Source organism: Bacillus sp. SH7-1 (assembly GCF_008042405.1).
GTDB classification, from domain to species: domain Bacteria; phylum Bacillota; class Bacilli; order Bacillales; family Bacillaceae_G; genus Bacillus_A; species Bacillus_A thuringiensis_N.
Window position 1 is genome coordinate 36,045 of the sequence record NZ_QNUD01000025.1, and the last position, 23,534, is coordinate 59,578.

Genomic DNA, 23,534 nt, shown 5'->3' on the forward strand with positions numbered 1-23,534 from the left:
TTAACATTATTTCACATTTCCGTCTCTTAACAAGGAAATTACAATTAATAAATAGAATATCTCTATAATAAATAAAAAGTGAGGGATATGTCATGCAGCGCTTAAATACGATGGATATTAGCAATATTCTAGAATTAGAAAATACTCTTTCTACTTTATTAAATGAAGTAATTTCTTCAAAACTAGAGCTTGAAAACTGGTTAAAAAAGCAATCTACATTCATTTGGGAAATTGAAGAACAATTAAGATCGCACTATATCTCCTTTCAATGTAATACAGATAATAAAAAAATTAAAGATACTTTTGAATATGATCAACAATATGTACGACCTCTTTTGAAACGTTATCAAAATTCATTTGATAATAAATATTTAGAGTCCCCTTTTCGGATGGAACTTGAGCCAGAAACATACAGCTTACTGGATAAAAAAATTAAGAATGCGCAAACATTATTTTGTGAAAAGAATATTGGTTTAGAAGTAAATGAAGACAAACTAGTAACCGAGTACTTCGAAATTACTGGTGGTTTAACTGCGTTATGGGACGGTGAAGAAAAAACAATTACTGAACTACAGTCTTACTTACAAGATCCAGATCGTCATATACGAAAAAAAGCAAAAATGCTTATTTCGGAAAAGTTCTTATCTGTTGAAGATAAATTACAACATATATTAAATGAATTAATCGTAATCCGTCACCAAAAAGCAAAAAATATTCAATTAGATAATTATCGTGATTATATGTTTAAAAAACATGAACGTTTTGATTATACAGCGGAAGACTGCTATGAGCTTGCTGAATCTATTCGGAAATACGTAGTACCACTTATCGATAAAATATTTAATGAGAAAAAAACTGAACTTCAAGTAGATAGCCTTCGTCCATGGGATCTAAAAGCAACCGCACCAAATCAAAAAGCATTAAAACCTATCGAAGACGCGAGTGATTTAATCGAAAAAAGTTCTCTTATTTTACACAAGCTAGATCCTGAATTTTCTACATTACTGGATCGTATGCAGAAAAATAATTGCTTAGATTTAGAAAGCCGTAAAGGAAAAGGTCCAGGAGGATTTTGCGAATATTTACCTGCTTCTAGATTATCTTTTATTTTTATGAATCTCAATCATACACATTATGATGTTACTACTTTCCTCCATGAAATGGGCCATAGTATTCATAATGAATGTATGAAACAGTTAGAGCTTCAAAAGTATTTAGAAATCCCTTCAGAATCCGCTGAACTAGCTAGCATGACAATGGAATTATTTTCGATGGAATATTGGGATACTTTTTATAAAAATAAGGAAGAATTTATAGAATCAAAATTAGATTTCTTTAAAGATATTGTTAAATATTTACCACAAATGCTTATCGTTGATCAATTCCAGCATTGGATGTATGAAAACCCTAATCATACTGCAAAAGAAAGAAACGATAAATATTTAGAATTACATAACACTTACCAATCGAACATCATAAATATTGATGGTTATGAAAATTGGGTAGCAACTGGCTGGTTACCGGTACTACACATATTCGAATTACCTTTCTATTACATTGAATATGCAATCGCACAACTTGGTGCGCTGCAAATGTATAAACAATATAAACAAAATCCTAAACAAGCACTAGAAAATTATAAAAAAGCTTTATCATTAGGTAGCTCAAAATCTTTAACGGAAGTATATAAAGCAGCTGGAATTCGTTTTGATTTTTCTGGAGAAACGATTAAAGAACTAATGTTATTTGTAGAGGGTGAATTAGAGTTACTTGAACAATTGTAAAAAGAAAGCTGTTCCTATATTTTAGGTACAGCTTTCTTCTTTATTTTATTTATCAGTTCTATGTACTGAGAATCCCCATATCCGATTGTTGGAAATAGCTGAAACAACTTTGTTAATAATTCTTGAGTTGATAAGTCTTTATTTTTAGAGATAAATTTCATTACAGTATTATCTTGTTTTAGCATTTCTAAATATAAGTCTATAGACTGATACATTACTGGCAGTAATTCAACAGAAGTTTTTTCATGATTTACCAACACTTCTTTATATGCAGAGTGATAGTTTCCTAACATTATTTCAGTTTGCCTTACTTTAAATTCATCTTCTCTGAAGCTATTTAAGTATACCTTCCCTTCATAAGAAGACTGTTCAAGGTAAGAAAGTATTGTAAGTAGGTTCATTTGGCAAAACATATCTTCCCCAAACCATAAAACAATACATTTATACTTTTTTGTAAAAAGATTTTCTAACGGATCTATTACCTTTTTTGTATAACTTTCTACTGAACTGGTATGTCCTTCTGCTCTTGTTTTAATAAACTCTTCATTAAAAACTTGTGTTGTAGCTGGGTTCACACACATCGCCTCATTAAATGGTGCATAATCAGAATCACCCATTAGCTTTTCGTTTTTTAATTCTTCATACATCATTTGACCATTTAATATGTTAAGTACCTCTTTATCAAATAGCTCACTTTTCCTATTTCGTAACTGTTCAACCTCTATTTTTCTAGAAATATTCATAGTAAACGCCCCTTCTTTATTTAAATTGAGTTTAACAAATGATTGAATAGGCATTTTGCTAAGTTGGTATTCTCTTGGATTCATTCCAAAAACATTTTTGAAAGCTCTACTATAAGCTTCTTGGGAAGAGTAATCGTAATCCAATGCGATTTCAATTATCTTCCTACCATTCTTTAAATCTTCCGTAGATGAATATAATCTTCTAAAAAGAATATAGCGTCTAATACTGAAACCCGTTACTTGATGAAATTTAAAAGAGCAATAATAAGGAGAATACCCCATGTAACGAGATAATTCATCTAATGAAAACCCCTTTTTTAAATTGCGCTCAATCCAATCAATCATCTGCTGTATATGTTCATTCATTTCCTTCACTTCACTCCTTATTTAAAAGTATAGGATAAACGCGTTTCTTTCTTTTGATATTTCTTGTGTTTTATAACATGATCCATTTTCTATAATCTTTAAACTCTATATGTAAGTATTAAATTTTTTTAGCTATCTTATTTTGTCATACCTTATCCTAACTTTTCAATCTAGCGTTAATTAGTATGATTCACACACCTTACCATTATTAAAAGTCAATTTACATTATATTTCATTTTAAAGGAGTTCAAAAATTAAACACGAATTTTATAAAATAAGATTCTTTTACTTCCCTAGTTAAAAAATTCAAGTTTGGAAAGGACGTTACAATGAACGAGATAGATAAAAAAATACTTCAATTAATAAATGAACAATATCCGTTGAATTTTATTAACATTAACGCAATAACAAATGAAATGTATCAATGTCTCACAAAACAAGGTACATACTTCATTAGAATTACAAATTACAAAACGTATGAAGAACAATTAGAAGAAATTACATATACGAATTTTTTATATCAAAACGGCTTAGGTGTTCCACCAATAATCCCTTCTTTACAGGGGAATTTTGTAGAAAAGTTAACATTAGACAAAGAAATTTTTGCCGTATTATATAAAGCGGCTCCTGGTATACATTTACCGAGGTGTGATTGGAATTCTAAAATATTTAAAAATCTTGGTAAACAAATTGGAAAATTACATCGTATTTCTAAAAGCTTTGAAAAGACTAAACCGGTTAAACATATAAACGATTGGTATGAAAATGAAGAATATAATTTTCTTAAGTATATCCCTAAAGAAGAAACAACCATTAGAGAAATTGCATCTGACGTTTTAACTTCTATAAAAGAGCTAGAAAAATCCACTTCAAATTACGGCTTAATCCACGGAGATTTATGGTTAGAAAATATTTTAGTTGAAAATAATTCAAACTTAACAATGATTGATTTTCAAGACTGTGAAAAACATTTTTACGTATTCGATTTAGCAGTTCCAATCTATAGCGCGATAGAATACTCATTTGCTGGAAATGGGAATATCATTGACTATGAGCATTCTATTACAAAAGCATTATTTGAAGGGTATCAAGAAGAAAATGAACTACCTAAAGAGATGATAGACAAGTTTCCATTGTTTATAAAATTAAAGGAGATTTTTGAATATAGCTTAATGTATATGTATTGGGATAAAGAAGAATTAACTGAGGAACAAGTACGGATAATGAACCTTTATAGGATGAAAATTGAAAATAAGTATACTTATATCAATGTTTAAGAGTGCTGTTGTTTAACTAAAGTTTCCTTGTAGTTAAACAATAGCACTTATTAATTTTCTACTAGACAACATTTTTAATAATTTATGAATACTGATTCAATAGTCTGCTCAAATACACTTCATTTTGCGGAGATGCCTTCTCAGCAAACCTAGCTGTAATAACAATAGGAGCCCATTGAAAAATCTCATCTCTTGTTAAATCCGTATTATTGCAATATATTTTCAAATACATTTCCGCTAATTCTATATGAGACTGTGCATACAATAAATATGTACGAAACACATCTGCGCGAATATCACCTGAACTGGCATCTACCCAGTCTACAACTTTCACTTTCTCTTCCTTACTCAAAATCAAATTAAATGGATGAAAATCTCCATGACATAGCCTAAAATCAAATGTAATAGAATCTAATTTTTGTAATATATTCTTCTTTTTGTTTTCAGCCAATTTATGTACAGATTTAATTTGACGCTCTAACCTTTTCCTCATTAACTCCATTTCATCTGTATTCACACGTATATCATGGATCTTTTTTTGCTCATTAACACAAAGGCCGATATAACGCTCTGCCTCATTCAAATTATTAAGCAGGAGATCACCAATGTTCTCCCCTTTTACATATTCCATAATAATTGCCTGTCTATTTTGTATCTTTGTCACTTCAAATACGTTTGGAACTGGCAGCCCGCATGAATAAGCATATTTTTGTTTTTTTGCTTCATTTATAGACTCTGTATCTGGGAGGTAATCTTTAAATAATTTTACAATCTTATTATCACATAGATAAATTTCCGCTGTATTCCCTTTTGCAATTGGATTACCTAAAACCACTTCATTTCTCCCCTTAACATAAATTAGAATAACACCTTATACTTCTCTTTAAATTCACTATAACCCTAGCTAAAACCTTCTTCACGACTATACAAAAAACTTACCGCTTTCCATCATTAAATAGAAAGCGGTAAGTTTAATTGTTTAGGAATATCAGAATGAAACTCTGATGTATGCACAATTGAAAATGTATCTCCTTGCTCAATAAATGATACTTCATTACGTTTACATTCAAATGGTACACTATTTTTCTTAAAGTTATTTTGGATTCGCTGTAAAAATGCGACGTCTGGTGTTCCAAAAGAAACATGTACTTTCGGTGGTAAAGCTTTCATCGCAATCGGAATCCATGGTCGCTGCCACCAAGTTGCAACAATGTATGCAGTGCCACCTATAACAAAGTTGAAAATATCCCCATCTTCCATCGTTTTCATATCTAGATTTAATTTCAACCATTTCGTAAATACAGGTACACTTTTAACAGGAAGACCGATTTCTCTTACATATAAAACGTTTAATGGTGAATGCGGTACTAATACATCTTCTTTAACATAACTATGTGCGATAATTTCGAGTAGATTTCCATCTCCGTCTTTAAAGTATACATTGAATAGATCGTTCTCCTCACCAATTATATTTCCATCTTTCCATTTCACAATAAGTAACCCAGACTTTTCAAGCCATTTTGCTGTTTCATGAAATTTTGAATATGAAATTTCAAAAGCGAAGTGGGCAGGTGAAATTGGTTCATATACTTCTTGGAAGCTAATTGTTGTATACGGTGTTACTTCAAATTGAATAAATGATGCAGTTTCTTTTTTTATTGGAAAAGATAATATGTTCTTATAAACTTGTTTTACTCCTTCTATGGAAACCGTTTGTAGTTTTATATCAGAAATATGTGTAATCATTTTACATCCCCCTATTTCATACTATCTATTTGTATTGTATTACACTTATAAATAGATAAAATCAAACGGAAGGATGGATTTTTCATATAAAAACTACAACTTTAGTATGAATATGTTAGCTTCAAAAGTCTTTTTATTTGATATTCATCATCAATAAAGGTATATTTTTAAGTTTTCGTTGCATTTTTTTTCAAATAAAAAAACTGCTTTTCCATACAAGAAAAGCAGCTCTTACGCTAAAATATATTATATTTTAACAGCAATAATCATAAACCTTTTTGAATTCGTACGAATACCTTTTTCATAACTATTAGCTTTAATGAACTTTTGCAAAATATTAAAATCCTCTTCCTCTTCTCCAAAATTAGGAATAATAGGCGTATGTTTTAATAAGAAAATAAGATCCTCAGGCGTACTGTAATAATCAGTAACATCATATTCACGTACTTGCACGACTTCAAATCCCGCACTAATAAGTTCCCTCATATACTTTTCTTTTAAAGTTCCGTCTCTTTCACCTAAGCATTGTCCTCTGCCAAATGCTTCTTTAAGATTTAATTTATCATGTTCGCTAACTTGTTGTGTCAAGAAAAAAGCACCTTGTTTCATTACTTTTGCTAACTCAGATGCTATAAACGGTGCGTGACAACTAGAAGCGATATCAAAATGGGCAAGCGGAAACGTTAACGCTTCAGAATCCATTTTAAAAAACTCAACATTTTGTACACCTGATTTTTTTAAATTGGAATATTCCGTTTCAATCATGCCATTAGAATTATCAATTCCAATTAACAATTTAGCTGAAGATGCTATGTTAAGTACATTTTCTCCTCCACCTGTACCAACATCAAGTAGAGTGTCTGTTAGTTTACATCTTTCTTTCACTTCTCCATAAAAGTCCCATGTATCTCCTACAGTTTCACATTTTATTTTACTAAAATCCCACCCATTTACTCTTCCTACTTTATCATAAAAGTTTTTGTACTCTAATTCGTTCACCTTATACTTTCCCCTTTGTTGATGCTTACATATTCTATAGATTCTTAATAAAAATGAGTCATCAATTATTTATTCTAAATATGCAAGCCAAGCCTTATAAAACGCTAGAACGGGCGATATCTTTTACTTTTTTCTTTATGTAGAGCTTTTTTGCATATTTTGTTTTCTTCTGTTTGTTCATAAAACATCACTCCTTCCAAATAACCGCCTTTAATTACATTCAATAACTACCAAAATATTCTTACTTACTATTATACTTAATAATAATAGTAAGTGTTAAATTTATTAATTAAAATATAATGAAATAAAAATTACAAGAAAACCCTATTTTATACCACACTTAATTTACATAATAATTTTATAGTTTATTTCTAACTGTATATTCTAAATTTCCTCTCCCCCAACTACACATACTATGGAACATAATACTAACTGTTTTTCCATGCTCAGATAAACTATATTTTATGTAAAATAGATTACTACAGACAATGTATTGTTTCCTGATGGACAATACACATACCACTAAATTATTAGCAACAAAAACCCCTTATTAAGGTATCTTTCGTTGCTAATTTACAAACTGCTGAAGTAATACAGGATCCTCTTTTAAAAGTTCTGATAAAAACATAAGTTGTGGAAAAGGTTGTAAAATTAACTCTTTATCCATTTTTTCTTTCAATATAGCAACTCCGCCTTGATTTATATAATCATTTAATGTTATTTTCCCAGTGCAAATTAATTCAATATCATTCAATGAAAGTAACAGTAGTCCATTCGTTTCAGAAGATGGTTTAGGTAGCATCTTTGAATAGGCAACATACATGATAGATAAACTTTCATCTGGACTATCAATAATTAATATTGGATTAACTTCATTTTCTACTTTTAATTTCTTAGATTGTGCATTCCAACTCTCTTTATAATATGTAGTTGGTGAATTCAATATAGTAATATCGATAGAAGCTTCTTCTTCCACTTCTCTTTTAGTGGTTTCTACTGCTGTTTCATCCGCTTCTTTATGTCCTCCAAGTCTTACTACACCTAATGTATCACCTTTACTCGTTGGTCCAACTTGAAAAACAAATAAATTCTTATACATTACATATGCACCAGATGTTCGTACATTCTTATCTATATGTATCAATATTTCCCCTCCTAAATTAACCATCTTACAATCTAGTTTACTATAATTTTATTATGTTTTTAAATAATCTTCAATCCAAAGCCTTCATTTTTATTTCCGCCTTAAAATTTTAAAATACATCTAAAAAGTAGGATTCACAAAAGAATCATAGAATTCTATACATAACAAATATTGGACGGATTATTTTCAAATTCCTCTACAATAAAGGTGGTATAAACAGTGTGAAACCTATACAAGAACGTAGCCTTACCGTAAAGACAACTTTTTCTAAAGAATACAAAATTTTTATTTTTGGTTTACTCATTTCACGAATTGGGGACTCATTGTATACTTTTGCGTTACCTTGGATTGCCTATCAATTAACCGGCTCAGCTGTAATTATGAGTTCTTTATTTGCTATTAACGTATTGCCAATCGTTTTATATGGCCCTTTAGTTGGTGTAATAATTGATCGTTATGATCGAAAAAAGTTACTTTTGGTAGCGGATATTACTAATATTATTTTAGTAAGTCTCGTTCCAATACTACATTCATTACATCTATTAGAAATCTGGTATTTATACATAATTACTTTTATGTTAGCAGTTATGTCCATGCTTTTTGATGTAACAACTGTTACAGTCATTCCGCAAATTGCTGGAGCATCATTAACAAAGGCCAATTCTTTCTATCAAATGATCAATCAATTGGCTAGTTTAGTTGGTCCAATGATAGCTGGGGTTTTCATTTCTTTTATTGGCGGCTTTCAGTTGCTTTGGATTAATGTTCTTTCATTTATTGCAACATTAGTTACTGTGATGTTATTACCGTCTATGAAAACCACAAATAAAAAATGTGAAGATAAAAATACACTTCAAAATGTACTATCTGATTTGTTTAACGGGTTTAAATGGCTCAAAAATGATCGCTTAAATATAACTTTATCTTTTCAAGCTATGATAGGAAACTTTGGAGCAAGTGCAGTTTTAGGTATATTCATGTATTATTTATTATCCACATTACAACTTACCCCAGAACAAAGTGGGGTTAATTATTCATTAATTGGAATAGGTGGTCTTTTAGGAAGCTTGATTGCAGTTCCTTTAGAAAAGAGGTTGCAACGCGGTATACTAATTCCTTTACTCCTATTTGTTGGAGCAATTGGCTTAACTTTTGCGCTTTGGAGCACATATTGGCTCGCTCCCGGAATTGCTTTCGGTGTTGCAATGACTTGTAATATTGCATGGAATACAATTGTAGCCACAGTTCGTCAGGAAACAGTTCCATCAAATATGCAAGGAAGAGTTTTAGGATTTTCACGTGTACTTACACGATTAGCTATGCCACTCGGGGCATTAGTAGGAGGCATTATTTCAGCTTATAATCCTGTCTTTGTATTTGCTTTAGCTGCTTTTACTAAATTAATTGAAGTCTTTATTGCTTTATATAGTCCGATACGAAAACTACGATAGAAGGAAAGATAATTATGTATGATTGGTTAATTGCAATTACGGATAAGTTTATGAAGAAAAAAGGCATATCATAATGCCTTTTTTCTTTACAATCATTTAACTGGATAACAAACTTCTGTAATCCACTTATTAGGATCCGATTCCATTCCTGGGCTCACATGATAAATATTAAACATCGGGCCTGCTAATTCGTAACCTTCTGTCTCAATCCATTTTGCGGCTGCTTCATTTACGTTTGTCATTTGTTCATAACTTCCGCTTACTGTTACAGAAGCTACTTTGATTGGCTCTATTTTTTGAAAATAAACATCTTTTGTATTTTCATGCTTTCCTAAGATATTTAGCTGTATTTCTACATCTACATCATTTTCTTTGTATTCTTGATCATGGAAGACAGCGATACTATAACTCGGATGGGCCATACTAATATTTTTCATATGAATTTCTTGCATTAACATGGTCCATAAATCGCCTTCACAATTATATGATGGAATAACCTTTCTAACACTGGCTACATATCTTTCTGGAATTTCTTTTATTGAAACGTGGTAATTCATCTCAACAACATCCTCTCTCATCGTTTTCATTGAATCTTCGAGGAGACGTAATTGTTTTTTGAGGTTAGTCATGTCTTCTTTAATTTGAGCACTACGATTTAAAAATTGCTCCTTAATACCATCTATATTATCACATTCTATGATTTCTTTAATGATAGCGATTTTAAATCCCATATCTTTTAACGTTTGAATTTGATTTACTTTCTTTAACTGGGCTGCTGAATAGTATCGATAACCACTTTGTTCATCGACTTTTACTGGCTGTAATAATTCCACTTTATCGTAGTGCCTCAACATCCGTATACTAATGGAAGATAATTTTGAAAAGTCCCCTATTTTAAACATGAATTCCTCCTATAAATTACATCTACTTCGAAGCTCAACTTTATCTTAAACAATGACATTGTGTGAGAGTCAACTGTTTATAACACTTGAATTATATTTCTTTAATTATTTACCCTTATACCCTCTTCCGTCTTAAACCTATGAAGATTGATAATAATCCGTTTACAGCTAATAAAATTACTATAATACTTGTAAGTAAACCTACATCTGCCGCAAATATTTTTATCGTACGCCATGGTGAGCTTGTACTATAAGTAAGAAGTGGGATGAAAATAATAGATAATAGTAGGGATAGACTCCCTGTAAATAACCAAATTAGCTTTTTTACAGTTTTCATATATTTATACTTTTTAATTAATATAATTGATAATATGAAAAGTATGAGCGTAACTATCAACAAAATAATTTGTGTTAATGGTATGTTTTTAGGGATATCAACCGGTTCTTCTCCATTCAAAATACTAATAATCCCCTTTTTCAATTCTGATAGTGCTGTTTCTTCTAATACATGATTTTTATTTGTTAAAATTACTCCACCCCAGTCACTTTCGTTTAAAGTAAATAATTCTGCACGAGCATCGGGCGTTGATCCTGAATGCCAAATCATCGTGTCGCTTTCATTTATATTTGTTGTTCTTAATCCAAAACCATAACTTTTTTCTGAATTTATCTTATAAAGTGGTGAAAGATAAAGATCCATGTTTTCTTGCTTTAAGAATTGATCATCCTCTCGCCGATTCAAAAACATAATATATTGAATCATATCTTCTAAATTTGCAATAATATAGCCATACGGTGCCCCGGCATTATCATAGGACACTACACTTTTTCTTGGAATGCCAAACCAAGACTGATAACCTGTTAAATAACCTTTTTCATATGCAGTTTCTTTACTTGCTGCCGCGCCATTCATATTTAACGGCTGAAAAATATACTTTTCCATATATGATGAATATGTTTCATTTGTGACTTCTTCAATAAGTGCGCCTAAAACAATATAATTTGCATTACTATATTGATATTTTTCACCTGGTGGAGCAGTTAATTTTACATTTGAAAGTTTCATTACATTTTCTTTTAATGCTGTAGAACTTTTGGATTGCTTATCTGATAATGCTAAGCCCTCATATGTATTGATTCCGCTTGTATGAGTTAGTAGATGTTGGATTGTTATAGTTGAGGATATTTGAGGATTTTTTAGTTTAAACCAAGGGAGATAATGTTGAACTGGATCCTCTAATTTTATTTTTTTATCTTCTATTAATTTCACTAGAGCTAAAGCTGTTAAAGATTTACTTATTGAGCCGATTACAAATGGCGTTTTACTAGTTACCTTTTTTTCAGATTCTCCAGTAAACCCCATCGTTTTTGTGAAGAATACTTCTTTATTATGTACAATTGCAACAGCAGCTCCTGGAATATTCTGTTCCTTTATAAATTTTTCAATATACTTATCCAATGTAACTTTAATATTTTGCTCAGCGTAAGCTTTTGGAGGTGTGATACATAATATTAATACATTACAAAGAATACAAATTAGAGACAGTTTATAGATCGTATTCTTCATTATACTTTAGATGCTTTCTTTTTTTATAACTTACTAAACTAATATATACTACTACAGAGAGCGTCAAACTAGTCAATATTAATAATGCGTTCCACCATTGATTCTCTGAAATACGATATAGAAGATTATACTGAAATACATCTTTACTAATAGTTGGATTAAATGATTCAGTTAAAAATATTGAAAATATAGTTTGCGAGATGAGGTAAGTAATAACTGCGATGAATATGCCACTTAAGATAATTGTGTTGAATTTTCCCTTTTTATTTTGAAGTTGTTTCATTTTAACTTGTAAGTCAACTTCATTTATTTCTAAAAAATCTTGAACAAACAATTGAGGTGTACCTAAATCATCTATACTATCTTCACCATGTTCACGACATTCTTGAATATGTTCTAATATTTGTCGCTTAATATTATCCCTTTCTTCTAAACTTATATCGTATTGCTTTAATTCCTTAAGTACGTCTGTTAAAAATTGCTTTTCTTTACCTATCAATCTATTCCTCATTTCAGAAGGTCTCCTTTCAAACCGCTTTTTAATAATGTTTGAATATCCGATTGCACTTCTAACCACTCATTAATTTTCTTCTCAAGACGTATTTTCCCATTTTCATTAATTTCATAATAAATCCTAACTTTACCACTGTCTGTTACTTCTTGATAAGTATTAACCCATTCTTGATTTTTCAACTTAGTTAAAATGGGGTAAATACTTCCTACTCCTTTCAATTTTAAATTGTTTACTTCAAGTTCTTTCATGATCTCATAACCATAACTTTTCTTTTTCGACAAAATAGATAATACACACATTTCTAAATGACCTTTAATTAAACTTGTTCTATCCATAGGATAAATTTAACAGAAATATATACTTCATTCAAGTATATATTTCTGTTAAACTCAAAAAATCAGACAATAAAACGAAAAGATTAATAAGAACAATATAACTTAAGAACTATTTTTATACTTATTCATCGCTTTTATAATATAATAATTATATAATATATCAACTGTTTATTCTTTTTAGTTTTCCATCTCTCCTTCCTTCATACTTCTTTCCATGGTGAAAAACATCGTATGTGGAACATAAAAATAATAAAAGATCCAATTTCTTAATTTTAACATTAAAAAATTGGATCTTCTTTCATTATCTTGTATCAATCATACTGCGTTAATATATACATTATAAAGAATATAGGTTTTATATAAGTTATGTTAGTAATACATAAACTAATAAAGTGAAACTTTAATCAGTGGGGGGGTTCTTCATCCCCCACTGATTATTAGTTGAACCAATCGGACTTTTATGGGCAGTTGATCCCCCACCTAATTTCTTTGCTTTCGCTGAATTTTGAGGTGGGGGGCTTACTGCCCATTAAAGCGGGATAAAACTTTACTGATTGCGCTCAAGACATTCATAAACCGCCATCATATCTCGTTTATCCAATTCACGAATACGATTAAAAATTGGTATTTGCTCAACAGCCTCTGTTAATAAGCTCTCATCCACAACATCACTAACTTTTCCAGTTAACCATGTTTTTACATCCACACCCTCAACAACTTCTTTTAGTCCTTCGTCATTAATACCACTTGCATTACAAGTTACACATGGAATTGTTAGTTTAAACACACCATCATGCAAATTATCTTCAGTAATAACTTTCTTTCCTTTACAGAATGGACATGGATTACTTTTTTTAATTTTATTAATTTGGGTAACTAACTTTTTGTATCCAAACGCTTCGTATACATACGTAAGTTTTTTATATTTACCATTTGTGAAATACTTATCTATAATGTTTTCTCTCGTTTCATAAACATTAGGGAAATCACAAACAGTCACTTGATTATTAACACTAATGGATTCGATATTCCCTTTTATTTCGCCCCAGAATGGTAAGACATTTTGTAACACCATTTCATAGTTTGAAAAGCTTGCCTGTTCTAATTCAAACATCTTCAGTGCGACTTGTGTTTTTCTTGGCAATAAAGAAACATCTTCTGTCAATCTCATATCGCCACCAACTATATACTTCAATTTATGAAGTGCAGGTAAATCACCGACTATTTCCAACACTTCATCAACTGGTTTATTGATAATTTCACGAATATCTGAGTTGCCAAATTTAAGTGGTTTATGATGATTTAAAACCGTCCCTTCGCAAATTGGACATGTCACCATTTCTTTAGAAGTCTTAATTTCTTCTTTAATAGGTGCTTTTGAAATAACAATATATCCACCAATAATCGTATTAAAACCTACCCATGTTCTGCGTGTCTTTCCTTTTTTATCATAAAATGATTTTTCAAAATATCCGTACCAAAACGTATGCTTTTCTACTTCTGACATATCATTATAGCTCTTTGACAAATCGTGACCAAGCTCATTTTTAATTTCATCAAATAGAAATTCTATTTTTTCATATTGATAAAATTTTAATACTTTCATGATTTCGGGATCGAATAAACCGTCCCAAAATGGAACGTTTTTATTTTGAATTGTAATATCTTTATCGAAAACTTCAATTTGAAGACGTCCAGAGCAAGATGGACAATGATTGTCCTGTGAATAGAAATCAAAACTTCTCGTATCTTTATTAGTTGGATGAGCAGCTACAATATGATTAATTAGTCCACCAACCTCATATAAGAAACTATACTGACTATATAAATGCCTCTCAAGATCAATAGCAATAACCGGTGCAATTGTATCAGATTCATATTCACCATAAATTAAACGCGCCATTGAAGATAAACTTTTTAAAATACCACCCTTATAAACATTTTCGGCATTTTTAAAATAGTTAATATGATTTTCTTCTAAATAATGAACGCCTTCTTTATGCTTAAGTGCTGAAGAAATATGTATTTGCTCAGCATTATTCACACTGCTTTTTTGACGATAATAATCATCATGACTTACTACTTCAAGATGATTGATAGCTTCAAGCTGTCTTTTCCCAAAATCTACAATATAATCAGAGCTTTCTAACATGTAACTATTATGTTCAATCATAATGATAGAGACTGATTCATCTTGCAATATTCCTCTAATACTGTCTATAAATTGATTTAAAATATTTTGCGATAAACCTTTTGAAGGCTCATCAAAAATAAATAATGTATGTGGATTTCTTGTGTTTGCAAATAATTCCGAAACTAAATGAACACATTGAAACTCACCTGTTGATAATGTTTGTGTTTTTCGTTCTAATGTTAAATAGCCAAGACCTAATTTAATTAGTAGGCTCAAGCGTTTATACGCAATATCTTCATTTGGAAGTTCATCAATAATATCTTCAATCGAACGCTCAAAAATATCATCAATTTCTTCACTATACTTTGTTAGTTTCTTTTTAATATCTAGAAAAGTTGCTACAGTTGATCGATTTGTAATGGATTGATTTCGATCTTGCCCTACCATAACTAGTTTATCTTTTGGATATCGTTTCAAGAAATCTGTAGCTAAACATTCATTGACAAGAGTAGATTTCCCGCAACCAGATTCTCCTGTAACTGTTACAAGCCTATTTTTAAGAATCTGAAACTCCACCATTTGGATATTACGGCAATATAATTCTTGGAATGTATAATATTCTGTTGGTACTTCTTTATTTAGATCGCACAGTATTGATTTTGGTCTTGGTGATTCTTTCACAATTTGTCCACCATATTTTCCGCTACCAGGTCCAAAGAACAATTGCTCATCTGTTGCATCCAGTACTGTATCTGAATGATCTATAAGCCAAATTTGATTTTTACACCCTAATTGCTTGATCTCTTCTAATATTTGTAATAATGTTTCATGATCAAGTCCAACTGAAATCTCATCAATAATAATTACAGCATTTTCACTTACTGCCATGAATTCAGCTAAATATAGTCGTGTTAACTCTCCACCTGACAACGTACCCATTATTCGATTTAATGTTAAATAACCAATGTTCATATTTATTATATTTTGTAATATATGTTGCTTTGCTTCACTAATATTTAACACTTCCGCTAGCGAAAGAATAGACTCGACACTTAAATCATTAATATTTGAAATGGTATGTGGTTTAGCAAATAAATCTATAGTATGTTGTTCAATTTCTTCACTATAACGTTTCCCCTTACATTTTTTACACTCAATATTTTTAGTAGTACCTCGGCCTTTACAACCAGAACACCAACCTAACTGGTTATTAAATGAAAAAACCTCAGGGGAAAGATGAAATACGTCAGCAAGTTTTTCGCGAATTTCAGTGAAAACACCAGTATGTGTACCTATCGTTGAACGTGGATTGGAAGAAATCGATGATTTTCCTAGAAAAAGTACTAAAGGCATATCCTCCATCTTAATTGCACTAAAATTTGTTTCCATGATATTAGGAAATAAATATTGATATTCAGCCTTTGGCAATAAAGAAACTAATCGTTTTTTTGATTCTTCACCAATCGTTTGACAAAACGTTGTTTTACCCGATCCCGATAAACCAGCAATTCCAAACGACTTATTAAATGGAATGTCTGTATCTAATTTATTGATGTTGTTAGCAATTAATTGATTTACCTTCATATTAACCTCTATTCTTATTTCTCATTAAAATCATATTTACAATATAATAATTACACAATGAATATAACCTTTAAGTTGATTACCCTCTTAATTCAAGAACCTTATCTTTATATATTTCAAACCATTTTTGCCATTTATCTTTAGAAAATTCTTTTTCTTCTCCTTCTAGAACGGCAGAAAAAAGATCTAAACAAATATGCCAACCAGCTATATCTTTCGGTGTATGATCAGTTAATACATGAATGTTTTCTTTGAGAAGTAAAAGGGTACCATTATCCTCTTTATGTATTTCAAATCGGACCCGATCTTTATCCCAAGTAAATTCAAGCACTGAGTTTTGTTGGCACTCTATAATATCAATATTTATAAATGAACCATCCATCATGTCGAACTTTATTACACCATTTGTTTTAAGGCTTTCAATCTGCAAATTAGACATCCATTTTTTTAACTTACTGTTTTCTGTTAAAACTGACCAAACCTCTTCAATCGTATATGCAAATTGACGTTCAAATTTTACAATATATCCATCAGTTAGTTTCCCAATTTCAGCTATCATATTGATTGCCCCCTATATAGAATGTATGTTCTCGCTTCATTTTACACGAATATAAATATAAAATAAATCTTTATATCAACGAAGTATTAATTTAAAGTTAATGATGATGAAAAAAATTTAAATATTTTCTAAATCGAATTTTATAATCTTTAGAATTAATTATCATAACTGTACGTTTCCCTATTAAATATAGACTTACTCACAAATAAAAAGAGCCGCATTTGCGACTCATAAATTTATAGAATTACTCCTGTTTTTGTTGAATGATTTAGCGCTTAATCGCATCAACAATTAGCGATGGAAAACCAAGTTTATCACCTTTATTTCTAGAATCATACCTTTTCGAACGGAAAATAACACCGTCGTTTGCATCCCATTCCTTGTAATAAAACTGACCCTTCTCATCACAATATTCAAGTAATACTACCTCAAACCCAGCAGTTTCAAACATTTTCGTTAAAGTTTTATAATTATGAACAATTTTATGACTTGCTGCTGGGTGATCTTTTGGGCCAGGTCCACCTATTTGAACTATATTCTGGTATGCTTCATCTCGGAAAAATGCATCAGGAACACCGCACCGAATATGCCCTGTTGGTATTAAAAATTCATAACAAATTTCAGCTGCTCTTACACCCTCTTCAAAAGTAAGGTGTTCCCATACATGCTCCGCTAAAATAGCTGAAATAGAGTTGTATTCAAATTTTTCTTCCCACGTAGCTTTATCTAGTAAGTTAAGTTCATCTTCTTGTGTTTGAATCCAACCTGGATTATTATTAAACACCCCAGCTCCGACTACTACTTTAATTTCGTCTTGTTTTATTGCCATCATTTTCACCTCGTAAACATTTTAATTTATTAATATATTCTATGTTTACTAATATCCTTCCTTCTTCAACAAATTTATTAGCATGAATCCAGTACAATACCGAACTCATGCCAAAAAAACTATCTAATGCAACGATTTGTCTAACTTTATAAAATTAGTTCATAATATACAACGGTTTTTATATTATTTATATATGATTTTTCTTACATAAACATAACACACCAAACATTAACATAAAACCAATCACGTAAAAACTTGTTGTCCCGCTGCCACCAGTATTAGGGATTACCCAATTATTTTTCGCATTTTTCACTGTTTGCTTTTGTGTCCTTACCGCTTCTGTAATTTCTATTTCTATTGAATCTCTAAGTAACATATATCCATTTGGTGCTTTTATTTCTTTAATCGTATACTTTCCAAGTGCTAATTGGTTGGAAATCGCCTTTCCTTTTTCATCCGTTGTTAATCTACTAACTTCTTTATCTTCTTTATCTAAGACTTGAAATACAGCACCTTTTAGTTTTAAATTACTATCCTTATCATCGACTTTCTCAATTTCAATTTGCCCAGTCGGATCTGGTAATTTCCTATTTCCTATTTTAATTTCTACTACTTCATCTCTTTCTATCTTTATAGCTGTTTTATTTTTTAATAATTCATAACCGTTTGGTGCTTCTACTTCTACTAGGTTATAGTTACCTAGTGGTAAATCCTTTGATATCGCTTCTCCTTTTTCATCTGTTACTAGCTCTCCAACTACTTTTCCACTTGAATCTTCAATATGAAACTTTGCTCCTGCTAGTTTTTTATTTTTATCGCTCGTATCTACTTTCACTAATTTCATTTTCCCAATTGGATCTAGCAATTTTTTATTTTCTATATTAATTTCTACTACTTCATCTTTTTCTATTTTTACAACTACTTTATCTTTTAATAATTCGTAACCTTTAGGTGCTTCTACTTCCACTAGGTTATAGTTACCTAGTGGTAAATCCTTTGATATCGCTTCTCCTTTTTCATCTGTTACTAACTCACCAACTACTTTCCATTGAGAATCTTCAATATGAAACTTTGCTCCTGCTAGCTGTTTATTTTTATCGCTCATATCTACTTTCACTAACTTCATTTTTCCCATTGGATCTGGCAATTTCTTATTTCCTATTTTAATTTCTACTACTGCATCTTTTTCTATTTTTACAGTTATTTTATCTTTTAATAATTCATAGCCTTTAGGTGCTTCTATTTCTACAAGGGTATAGTTTCCTATTGGTAAATCTTTTGATATCGCTTCTCCTTCTTCATTTGTTACTAGTTCTCCAACTATTTTTCCTTTTGAATCTTCAATTTTAAACTTTGCTCCCACCAATTTTTTATTATCATTATTACTATCAACTTTTTTTATTTTTACTTTTCCTGTACTAGGCTTGTTCCAATGTTGCCAGTTAAATTTGAAATTGTGAAATTCAAATCCACCAGTTTGTTGTACCGCACCGACAAATGCTTGTCCATTAATCGAACCGCCTTTTGTTTCTAATACAGCATTGGGAGCAAACACACTCCCAACAACACCATATCCCTCTGTTGTGATCTTTTTCGCATTAGGAAAAACCCACATCACTTTTCCGTATAGCTCAGTAAATGGTGAATTAGGAGAATAGGGTTGTGATGTGGGAATTATATCCGTAGCCCTTCCAATATTGTTCTTGTCATATAGAATAGCCCCATTTTTAAATGTAACCTCTATCGCATCCGAATACATTACAATAAAATCTTTGTCCTTAGCATTGGGCAAAAATACATCTCTTATATCTAAATTGATTTTCCCTGTCAATTCTGATGAAACATAAATATTAGGATTGTTTATATCTTTTCCGATCCCATAACTCATATTTGGAATTGGGGTATTCGTTTTATATTGTCCTGCATTTTTACTGACTTGGTTTACTATGTTGCGAAATTCATTAAATTTCGCGTCAATTTCTAGTTTTTCTTTATAAACGATACGATCATACGAAGATTGTATAATACGATTTGGATCACTCTCTTTTGTCATTACGACTATTCCGTTTTGAATGATAAAAGATCCTTCTCTTGATTTCTTAAATTTTCCTGACAATAACAAGGACGGATATCCCTCATCAACCCATTTTTCACCTACTATATTAGATGTTCCTGCTGCTGCACCTACAATCGTATACCCTGATGCATCCATATCACCTTGAACTGCCATTGCTCCTTCAATGTCGCCACCTATTGCTTTATGGTTACCAAAGACAACAGCATTATAACGCGATATATCACCTAGACCTTCTAAGTTTATCGTGGATCCATATGCTTCTTTTGGTACATATACGACAAAACTTACACATAGCATTAACAAAACCATAAAAGGAATACTTACCAGTTTTAATCGTAGCCTCAATTCCTTTGTTCCCACCTTTACCGTATTTTTTCTATAGTCGAATAAAGTGCACTTTTATTAGCGATCCTTCCTTACATACCTTTTTTTCTTTCCCCTAAATTTTTGGATATACTATCCATTAGTGCGGGATAGATATATTCTATCTAATTATTTTTCCCTTATAAATTACGACCAGAAGCGTACATAACAATAGGAGTGGAACTATTACCGTCCACTTATTAAACATAGATACCTCTGTACTCATTCCTTGTTTTTCTTCCTGATTGAACTCTACACGCTCACCCCGGACTAGCAATCTATTGGTGTTTACTCCATAAGGCGTGCACGTAATTAATGTTGTATAGTCTTTATTTTCTACAATTTGTAGATCGTCCGTTTCGTGTGGTAAAACTACTTTAATTTGATCTACTTTATAAGCAAGAACTTTGTCTAAAGAGTGAATATAAAAACGGTCTCCTTCACTCAACTTATCTAAATCTGTAAATAATTTTGCTGATGGTAAACCACGATGCCCTGTTAAAATAGTGTGCGTATTTTCTCCACCTACTGGGAGCGAAGAATAATCTAAATGACCTACCCCGCGACTCAATACTTCCTCAGAGGTCCCTTGATAGATTGGTAGTTTTATATTAATTTTCGATATTTCAATATACCCCATTACATCACCTAAATTTAACGCATCGGCATACGCTTGATGATTACTTTTTTCTTCAGAAAATGGATCTGCAAATGTTTTCATGGAAGTTTGAATTTGTTTATTATATTCTGCTGCTTCTTTTTCTCTTCGTTCGATTTCTTTCTTTTGTAGTGCTTTGATTTTCTTATCGTAAGAGCTAACCTCAGAATAATGTGCACGAGTCGCCAACCAATTACTAATAGTAGGATATAAAAAAATACCTAATCCAAATAAAAAAATACCTCCTAAAACAAGATTTCGTTTCATATTTCCACCTCTGTATATACTAAAATACCGAAAAGAGGGAAGCGTTTTGCTTCTCCCCTTTTCACATCACATGGTTACATGTTCCTAAAAACCTAATTATTAGCAACTTTTTTTCTAAAGAAAACAAATGCCGCTGTAACCATCAATGCAAGGCCTATTACAGTAAAAAGAGTCGTTCCTATACCACCCGTTACTGGAAGCATCCATCCACTTTTATTATTTTCTATCGTTAATTTAATCGTTTGATTATTTTCGCTAATTTTTACATCAATGGGGTCTTTTAATAATTGAAAAGAAGATGTTGTACCATCTTCTTTTGTATATGTTGGTGCTTTTGTTTCAAAAATTTGATAGTCTCCATACGGAATGTTAGTCCATTTAATAACACCATTTTCATCTGATACGCCTGTGACTTCTTTTCCTGCTACAACAACTATTTTCCCATTTTTATCTTTAAGTACAAACTCTGCACCTTTTAATTTCTTTTTATTAGCACCATCAATTTTTGTTAACTCAATTATTCCAGTTGTCGGAACAACAAATACAGGTTTAGATTCCTTTTCTCCAATTACATCATTTTTATTTATAAAATCAATTTTTGCTGTATTTAAAATTTCCGAACCAGATGGTACGCCTTCTTTTACTTGTGATTTAATTTGTAAATGGAATTCTTTTTTACCATCTAATTTTGTGAAATCTTTTACTGTAGCTGTTATTTTTTGACCTTCTACGGCTACCTCAACAATGCTTGTATTTACTTCCGCTCCATCAATTTTAACGATTGGTTTTCCTTGAATCACTAAACGATTGTCCAAAGTATCTGTTACTACATATTTTCTGTATTCTTTAATGTCTTCTGGAATTATTGTTTTAATATCATAATTGTAATTAGTCAACGGATTGATTGGTAACGCTTCCAAATTTCCGTTAATCTTTTTATCAATAGTTGGTTCTTCATAGTTTTTCACTTCTATTTTAATTACTGTACCGGAAGTAATCGTTCCATCTTCGTTAATAGTTGCGGAGTTCTTTATAAAAAACTCGCGTTTAGTCGGATCTATTACATACCCTTTCGGCGCTTTTGTCTCTTGGAAATAGTATTCCCCATACTCTAATCCTTGCACGCGAATATGCCCATTACCATCTGTTACTAACTCTTTTTTCACTTCCGTACCATCTTTTTTAAATAAAGAGAATACTGCACCTGCTAACACTTTTTCATTTGAACCAGTTTTTATTAAATCAACTGCACCACGTTTAATCTCATTTTTCGGATACATATGAACATCATAGTTTAGCACCTTACCCTCTTTATTCGTTAATGGAATATCCACTGTATACGTATTTGGATTTAGGTTAACATGTGGAGGCCCTGCCACTTCCTTCACTTCATAACGTCCTAGTGAAAGATCTTTTAATACAGCTTGTCCATTATCATCTGTTACTACTTGAGTTGGAGTTGCTCCCATTACAGGTTTCACATCTTCTTTTACGATTTTCCCATCGTTTGAAATTTTTTCAAACGATGCAACCCTTTTCACTTCAAACGTTACACCTTTTAACGGTTTCGCATTTGTTGGCACCTCTTGATTGGCAGAGCCGTCACTTTCTAGTCCTGGTTCTCCATCTTTTTCTTGTTCATACTTATGAATCGTTAAAGTACCTTTGGATGGTGACGCTGCCTTTACTAATACACTAGACCATGTAGAAAATGTTAAGAAAAAAACTAAAAGCACACTAAATATTTTTTTCATTTCTCTTATCCCCTTTACTACTTCCATCATTTTAAAAACCTCTTTATTACTATTAGCCTCTTAAAAGCAATAGTGTGCCAAGTATCAGATTTAAACGAGTAATATAAAACATAGTCGTCCAACAATCCATTGTTTACAATCACTTATTCACTCTTCTTATTTTCAATTATTTCGTTGTCTCTCCGTATGATATATGTAGTTTTCTCCCCGTAATTACACTTATATCTCTACTTCAAAAATCGTTACATTTTTCCTTCCATCGCTAATTTTTATTAATCTCTCCCTTCCTATCCCTATTTAAAATCCAATCTTAATAATATTTTGATACAAATAAGCAATAACCAACGAATAAGTTTGACGATTCATATTTTACGTTACTCCTCAAAACTGTTACCTGTATATTCAAATAATATGTGCTATTCATGTTAAATTATGGTATTATTCTTAGAAGTTTATAATTTTTATAGATAAAGTTTTCCGT

General features: G+C 31.1%; 18 protein-coding genes and 1 pseudogene. 3 read left to right on the forward strand and 16 right to left on the reverse strand.

What is annotated here, in order from left to right; genetic code table 11:
- Nucleotides 1-92: 92 nt before the first annotated feature.
- Nucleotides 93-1,784, forward strand: coding sequence for a M3 family oligoendopeptidase (locus DN390_RS20080; protein WP_147808212.1), 1,692 nt, complete (start codon nt 93-95; stop codon nt 1,782-1,784).
- Nucleotides 1,785-1,798: 14 nt separating this feature from the next.
- Here DN390_RS20080 and DN390_RS20085 read toward each other — a convergent pair whose 3' ends face one another.
- On the reverse strand, nt 1,799-2,893 hold the full coding sequence (locus DN390_RS20085) for a helix-turn-helix domain-containing protein (RefSeq protein WP_147808213.1): 1,095 nt from the start codon (nt 2,891-2,893) through the stop codon (nt 1,799-1,801).
- A 329-nt stretch (nt 2,894-3,222) separates the two neighbouring features.
- On the opposite strand from DN390_RS20085, the gene DN390_RS20090 reads away from it, so the two are divergent.
- Nucleotides 3,223-4,170, forward strand: coding sequence for a phosphotransferase enzyme family protein (locus DN390_RS20090; RefSeq protein ID WP_147808214.1), 948 nt, complete (start codon nt 3,223-3,225; stop codon nt 4,168-4,170).
- An 82-nt stretch (nt 4,171-4,252) separates the two neighbouring features.
- Here DN390_RS20090 and DN390_RS20095 read toward each other — a convergent pair whose 3' ends face one another.
- The 5 genes and pseudogenes from DN390_RS20095 to DN390_RS20115 all read right to left on the reverse strand — a co-directional run bounded on the left by DN390_RS20095 (nt 4,253) and on the right by DN390_RS20115 (nt 8,059).
- Entirely contained in the window at nt 4,253-5,005 is a 753-nt protein-coding gene (locus DN390_RS20095) for an aminoglycoside phosphotransferase family protein (protein WP_147808215.1), read from the reverse strand.
- Nucleotides 5,006-5,121: 116 nt separating this feature from the next.
- A complete protein-coding gene (locus DN390_RS20100) occupies nt 5,122-5,916 on the reverse strand; it encodes a VOC family protein (protein ID WP_147808216.1) in 795 nt (264 codons plus the stop codon).
- A 246-nt stretch (nt 5,917-6,162) separates the two neighbouring features.
- The gene (locus DN390_RS20105; RefSeq protein WP_147808217.1) at nt 6,163-6,915 is read right to left on the reverse strand and encodes a class I SAM-dependent methyltransferase; all 753 of its coding nucleotides are present in this window, start codon (nt 6,913-6,915) and stop codon (nt 6,163-6,165) included.
- Nucleotides 6,916-7,273: 358 nt separating this feature from the next.
- Nucleotides 7,274-7,381: pseudogene (locus DN390_RS31225) on the reverse strand (winged helix-turn-helix transcriptional regulator); the annotation flags it as partial.
- A 102-nt stretch (nt 7,382-7,483) separates the two neighbouring features.
- A complete protein-coding gene (locus tag DN390_RS20115) occupies nt 7,484-8,059 on the reverse strand; it encodes an NUDIX hydrolase (RefSeq protein ID WP_147808218.1) in 576 nt (191 codons plus the stop codon).
- Between the two features lie 221 nt (nt 8,060-8,280).
- On the opposite strand from DN390_RS20115, the gene DN390_RS20120 reads away from it, so the two are divergent.
- A complete protein-coding gene (locus tag DN390_RS20120) occupies nt 8,281-9,510 on the forward strand; it encodes an MFS transporter (RefSeq protein WP_147808219.1) in 1,230 nt (409 codons plus the stop codon).
- Nucleotides 9,511-9,602: 92 nt separating this feature from the next.
- Here the strand turns inward: DN390_RS20120 and DN390_RS20125 are convergent, their stop codons facing one another.
- The 10 genes from DN390_RS20125 to DN390_RS20170 form a co-directional block, all read right to left on the reverse strand.
- The gene (locus tag DN390_RS20125) at nt 9,603-10,412 is read right to left on the reverse strand and encodes a MerR family transcriptional regulator (RefSeq protein WP_147808220.1); all 810 of its coding nucleotides are present in this window, start codon (nt 10,410-10,412) and stop codon (nt 9,603-9,605) included.
- 115 nt (nt 10,413-10,527) lie between these two features.
- Nucleotides 10,528-11,979 (reverse strand): serine hydrolase domain-containing protein, encoded by a 1,452-nt coding sequence (locus tag DN390_RS20130; RefSeq protein ID WP_147808221.1) that lies wholly within the window; start codon nt 11,977-11,979, stop codon nt 10,528-10,530.
- A complete protein-coding gene (locus DN390_RS20135; RefSeq protein ID WP_147808222.1) occupies nt 11,960-12,490 on the reverse strand; it encodes a DUF1700 domain-containing protein in 531 nt (176 codons plus the stop codon). Before DN390_RS20135 ends, DN390_RS20130 begins: the two co-directional genes overlap by 20 nt.
- Complete coding sequence (locus DN390_RS20140) at nt 12,487-12,792, reverse strand: PadR family transcriptional regulator (RefSeq protein ID WP_306472301.1); 306 nt, start codon at nt 12,790-12,792, stop codon at nt 12,487-12,489. The genes DN390_RS20135 and DN390_RS20140 overlap by 4 nt, the downstream gene beginning before the upstream one ends.
- A 583-nt stretch (nt 12,793-13,375) precedes the next feature.
- Entirely contained in the window at nt 13,376-16,546 is a 3,171-nt protein-coding gene (locus tag DN390_RS20145; RefSeq protein WP_147808223.1) for an ATP-binding cassette domain-containing protein, read from the reverse strand.
- A gap of 79 nt (nt 16,547-16,625) precedes the next feature.
- Nucleotides 16,626-17,105: an SRPBCC family protein gene (locus tag DN390_RS20150; RefSeq protein WP_147808224.1), complete on the reverse strand. Its 480-nt coding sequence runs from the start codon at nt 17,103-17,105 to the stop codon at nt 16,626-16,628.
- 268 nt (nt 17,106-17,373) lie between these two features.
- Nucleotides 17,374-17,934, reverse strand: a complete 561-nt coding sequence (locus DN390_RS20155; RefSeq protein ID WP_147808225.1) for a class I SAM-dependent methyltransferase — start codon at nt 17,932-17,934, stop codon at nt 17,374-17,376.
- A gap of 187 nt (nt 17,935-18,121) precedes the next feature.
- A complete protein-coding gene (locus DN390_RS20160) occupies nt 18,122-20,356 on the reverse strand; it encodes a SpaA isopeptide-forming pilin-related protein (protein ID WP_147808226.1) in 2,235 nt (744 codons plus the stop codon).
- A gap of 139 nt (nt 20,357-20,495) precedes the next feature.
- Nucleotides 20,496-21,299 carry a class C sortase gene (locus DN390_RS20165; RefSeq protein WP_147808227.1) on the reverse strand — a complete coding sequence of 268 codons (804 nt, stop codon included), beginning with the start codon at nt 21,297-21,299 and terminating at the stop codon, nt 20,496-20,498.
- A 92-nt stretch (nt 21,300-21,391) separates the two neighbouring features.
- Complete coding sequence (locus DN390_RS20170) at nt 21,392-23,053, reverse strand: SpaA isopeptide-forming pilin-related protein (protein ID WP_147808228.1); 1,662 nt, start codon at nt 23,051-23,053, stop codon at nt 21,392-21,394.
- Between the last annotated feature and the right edge of the window lie 481 nt (nt 23,054-23,534).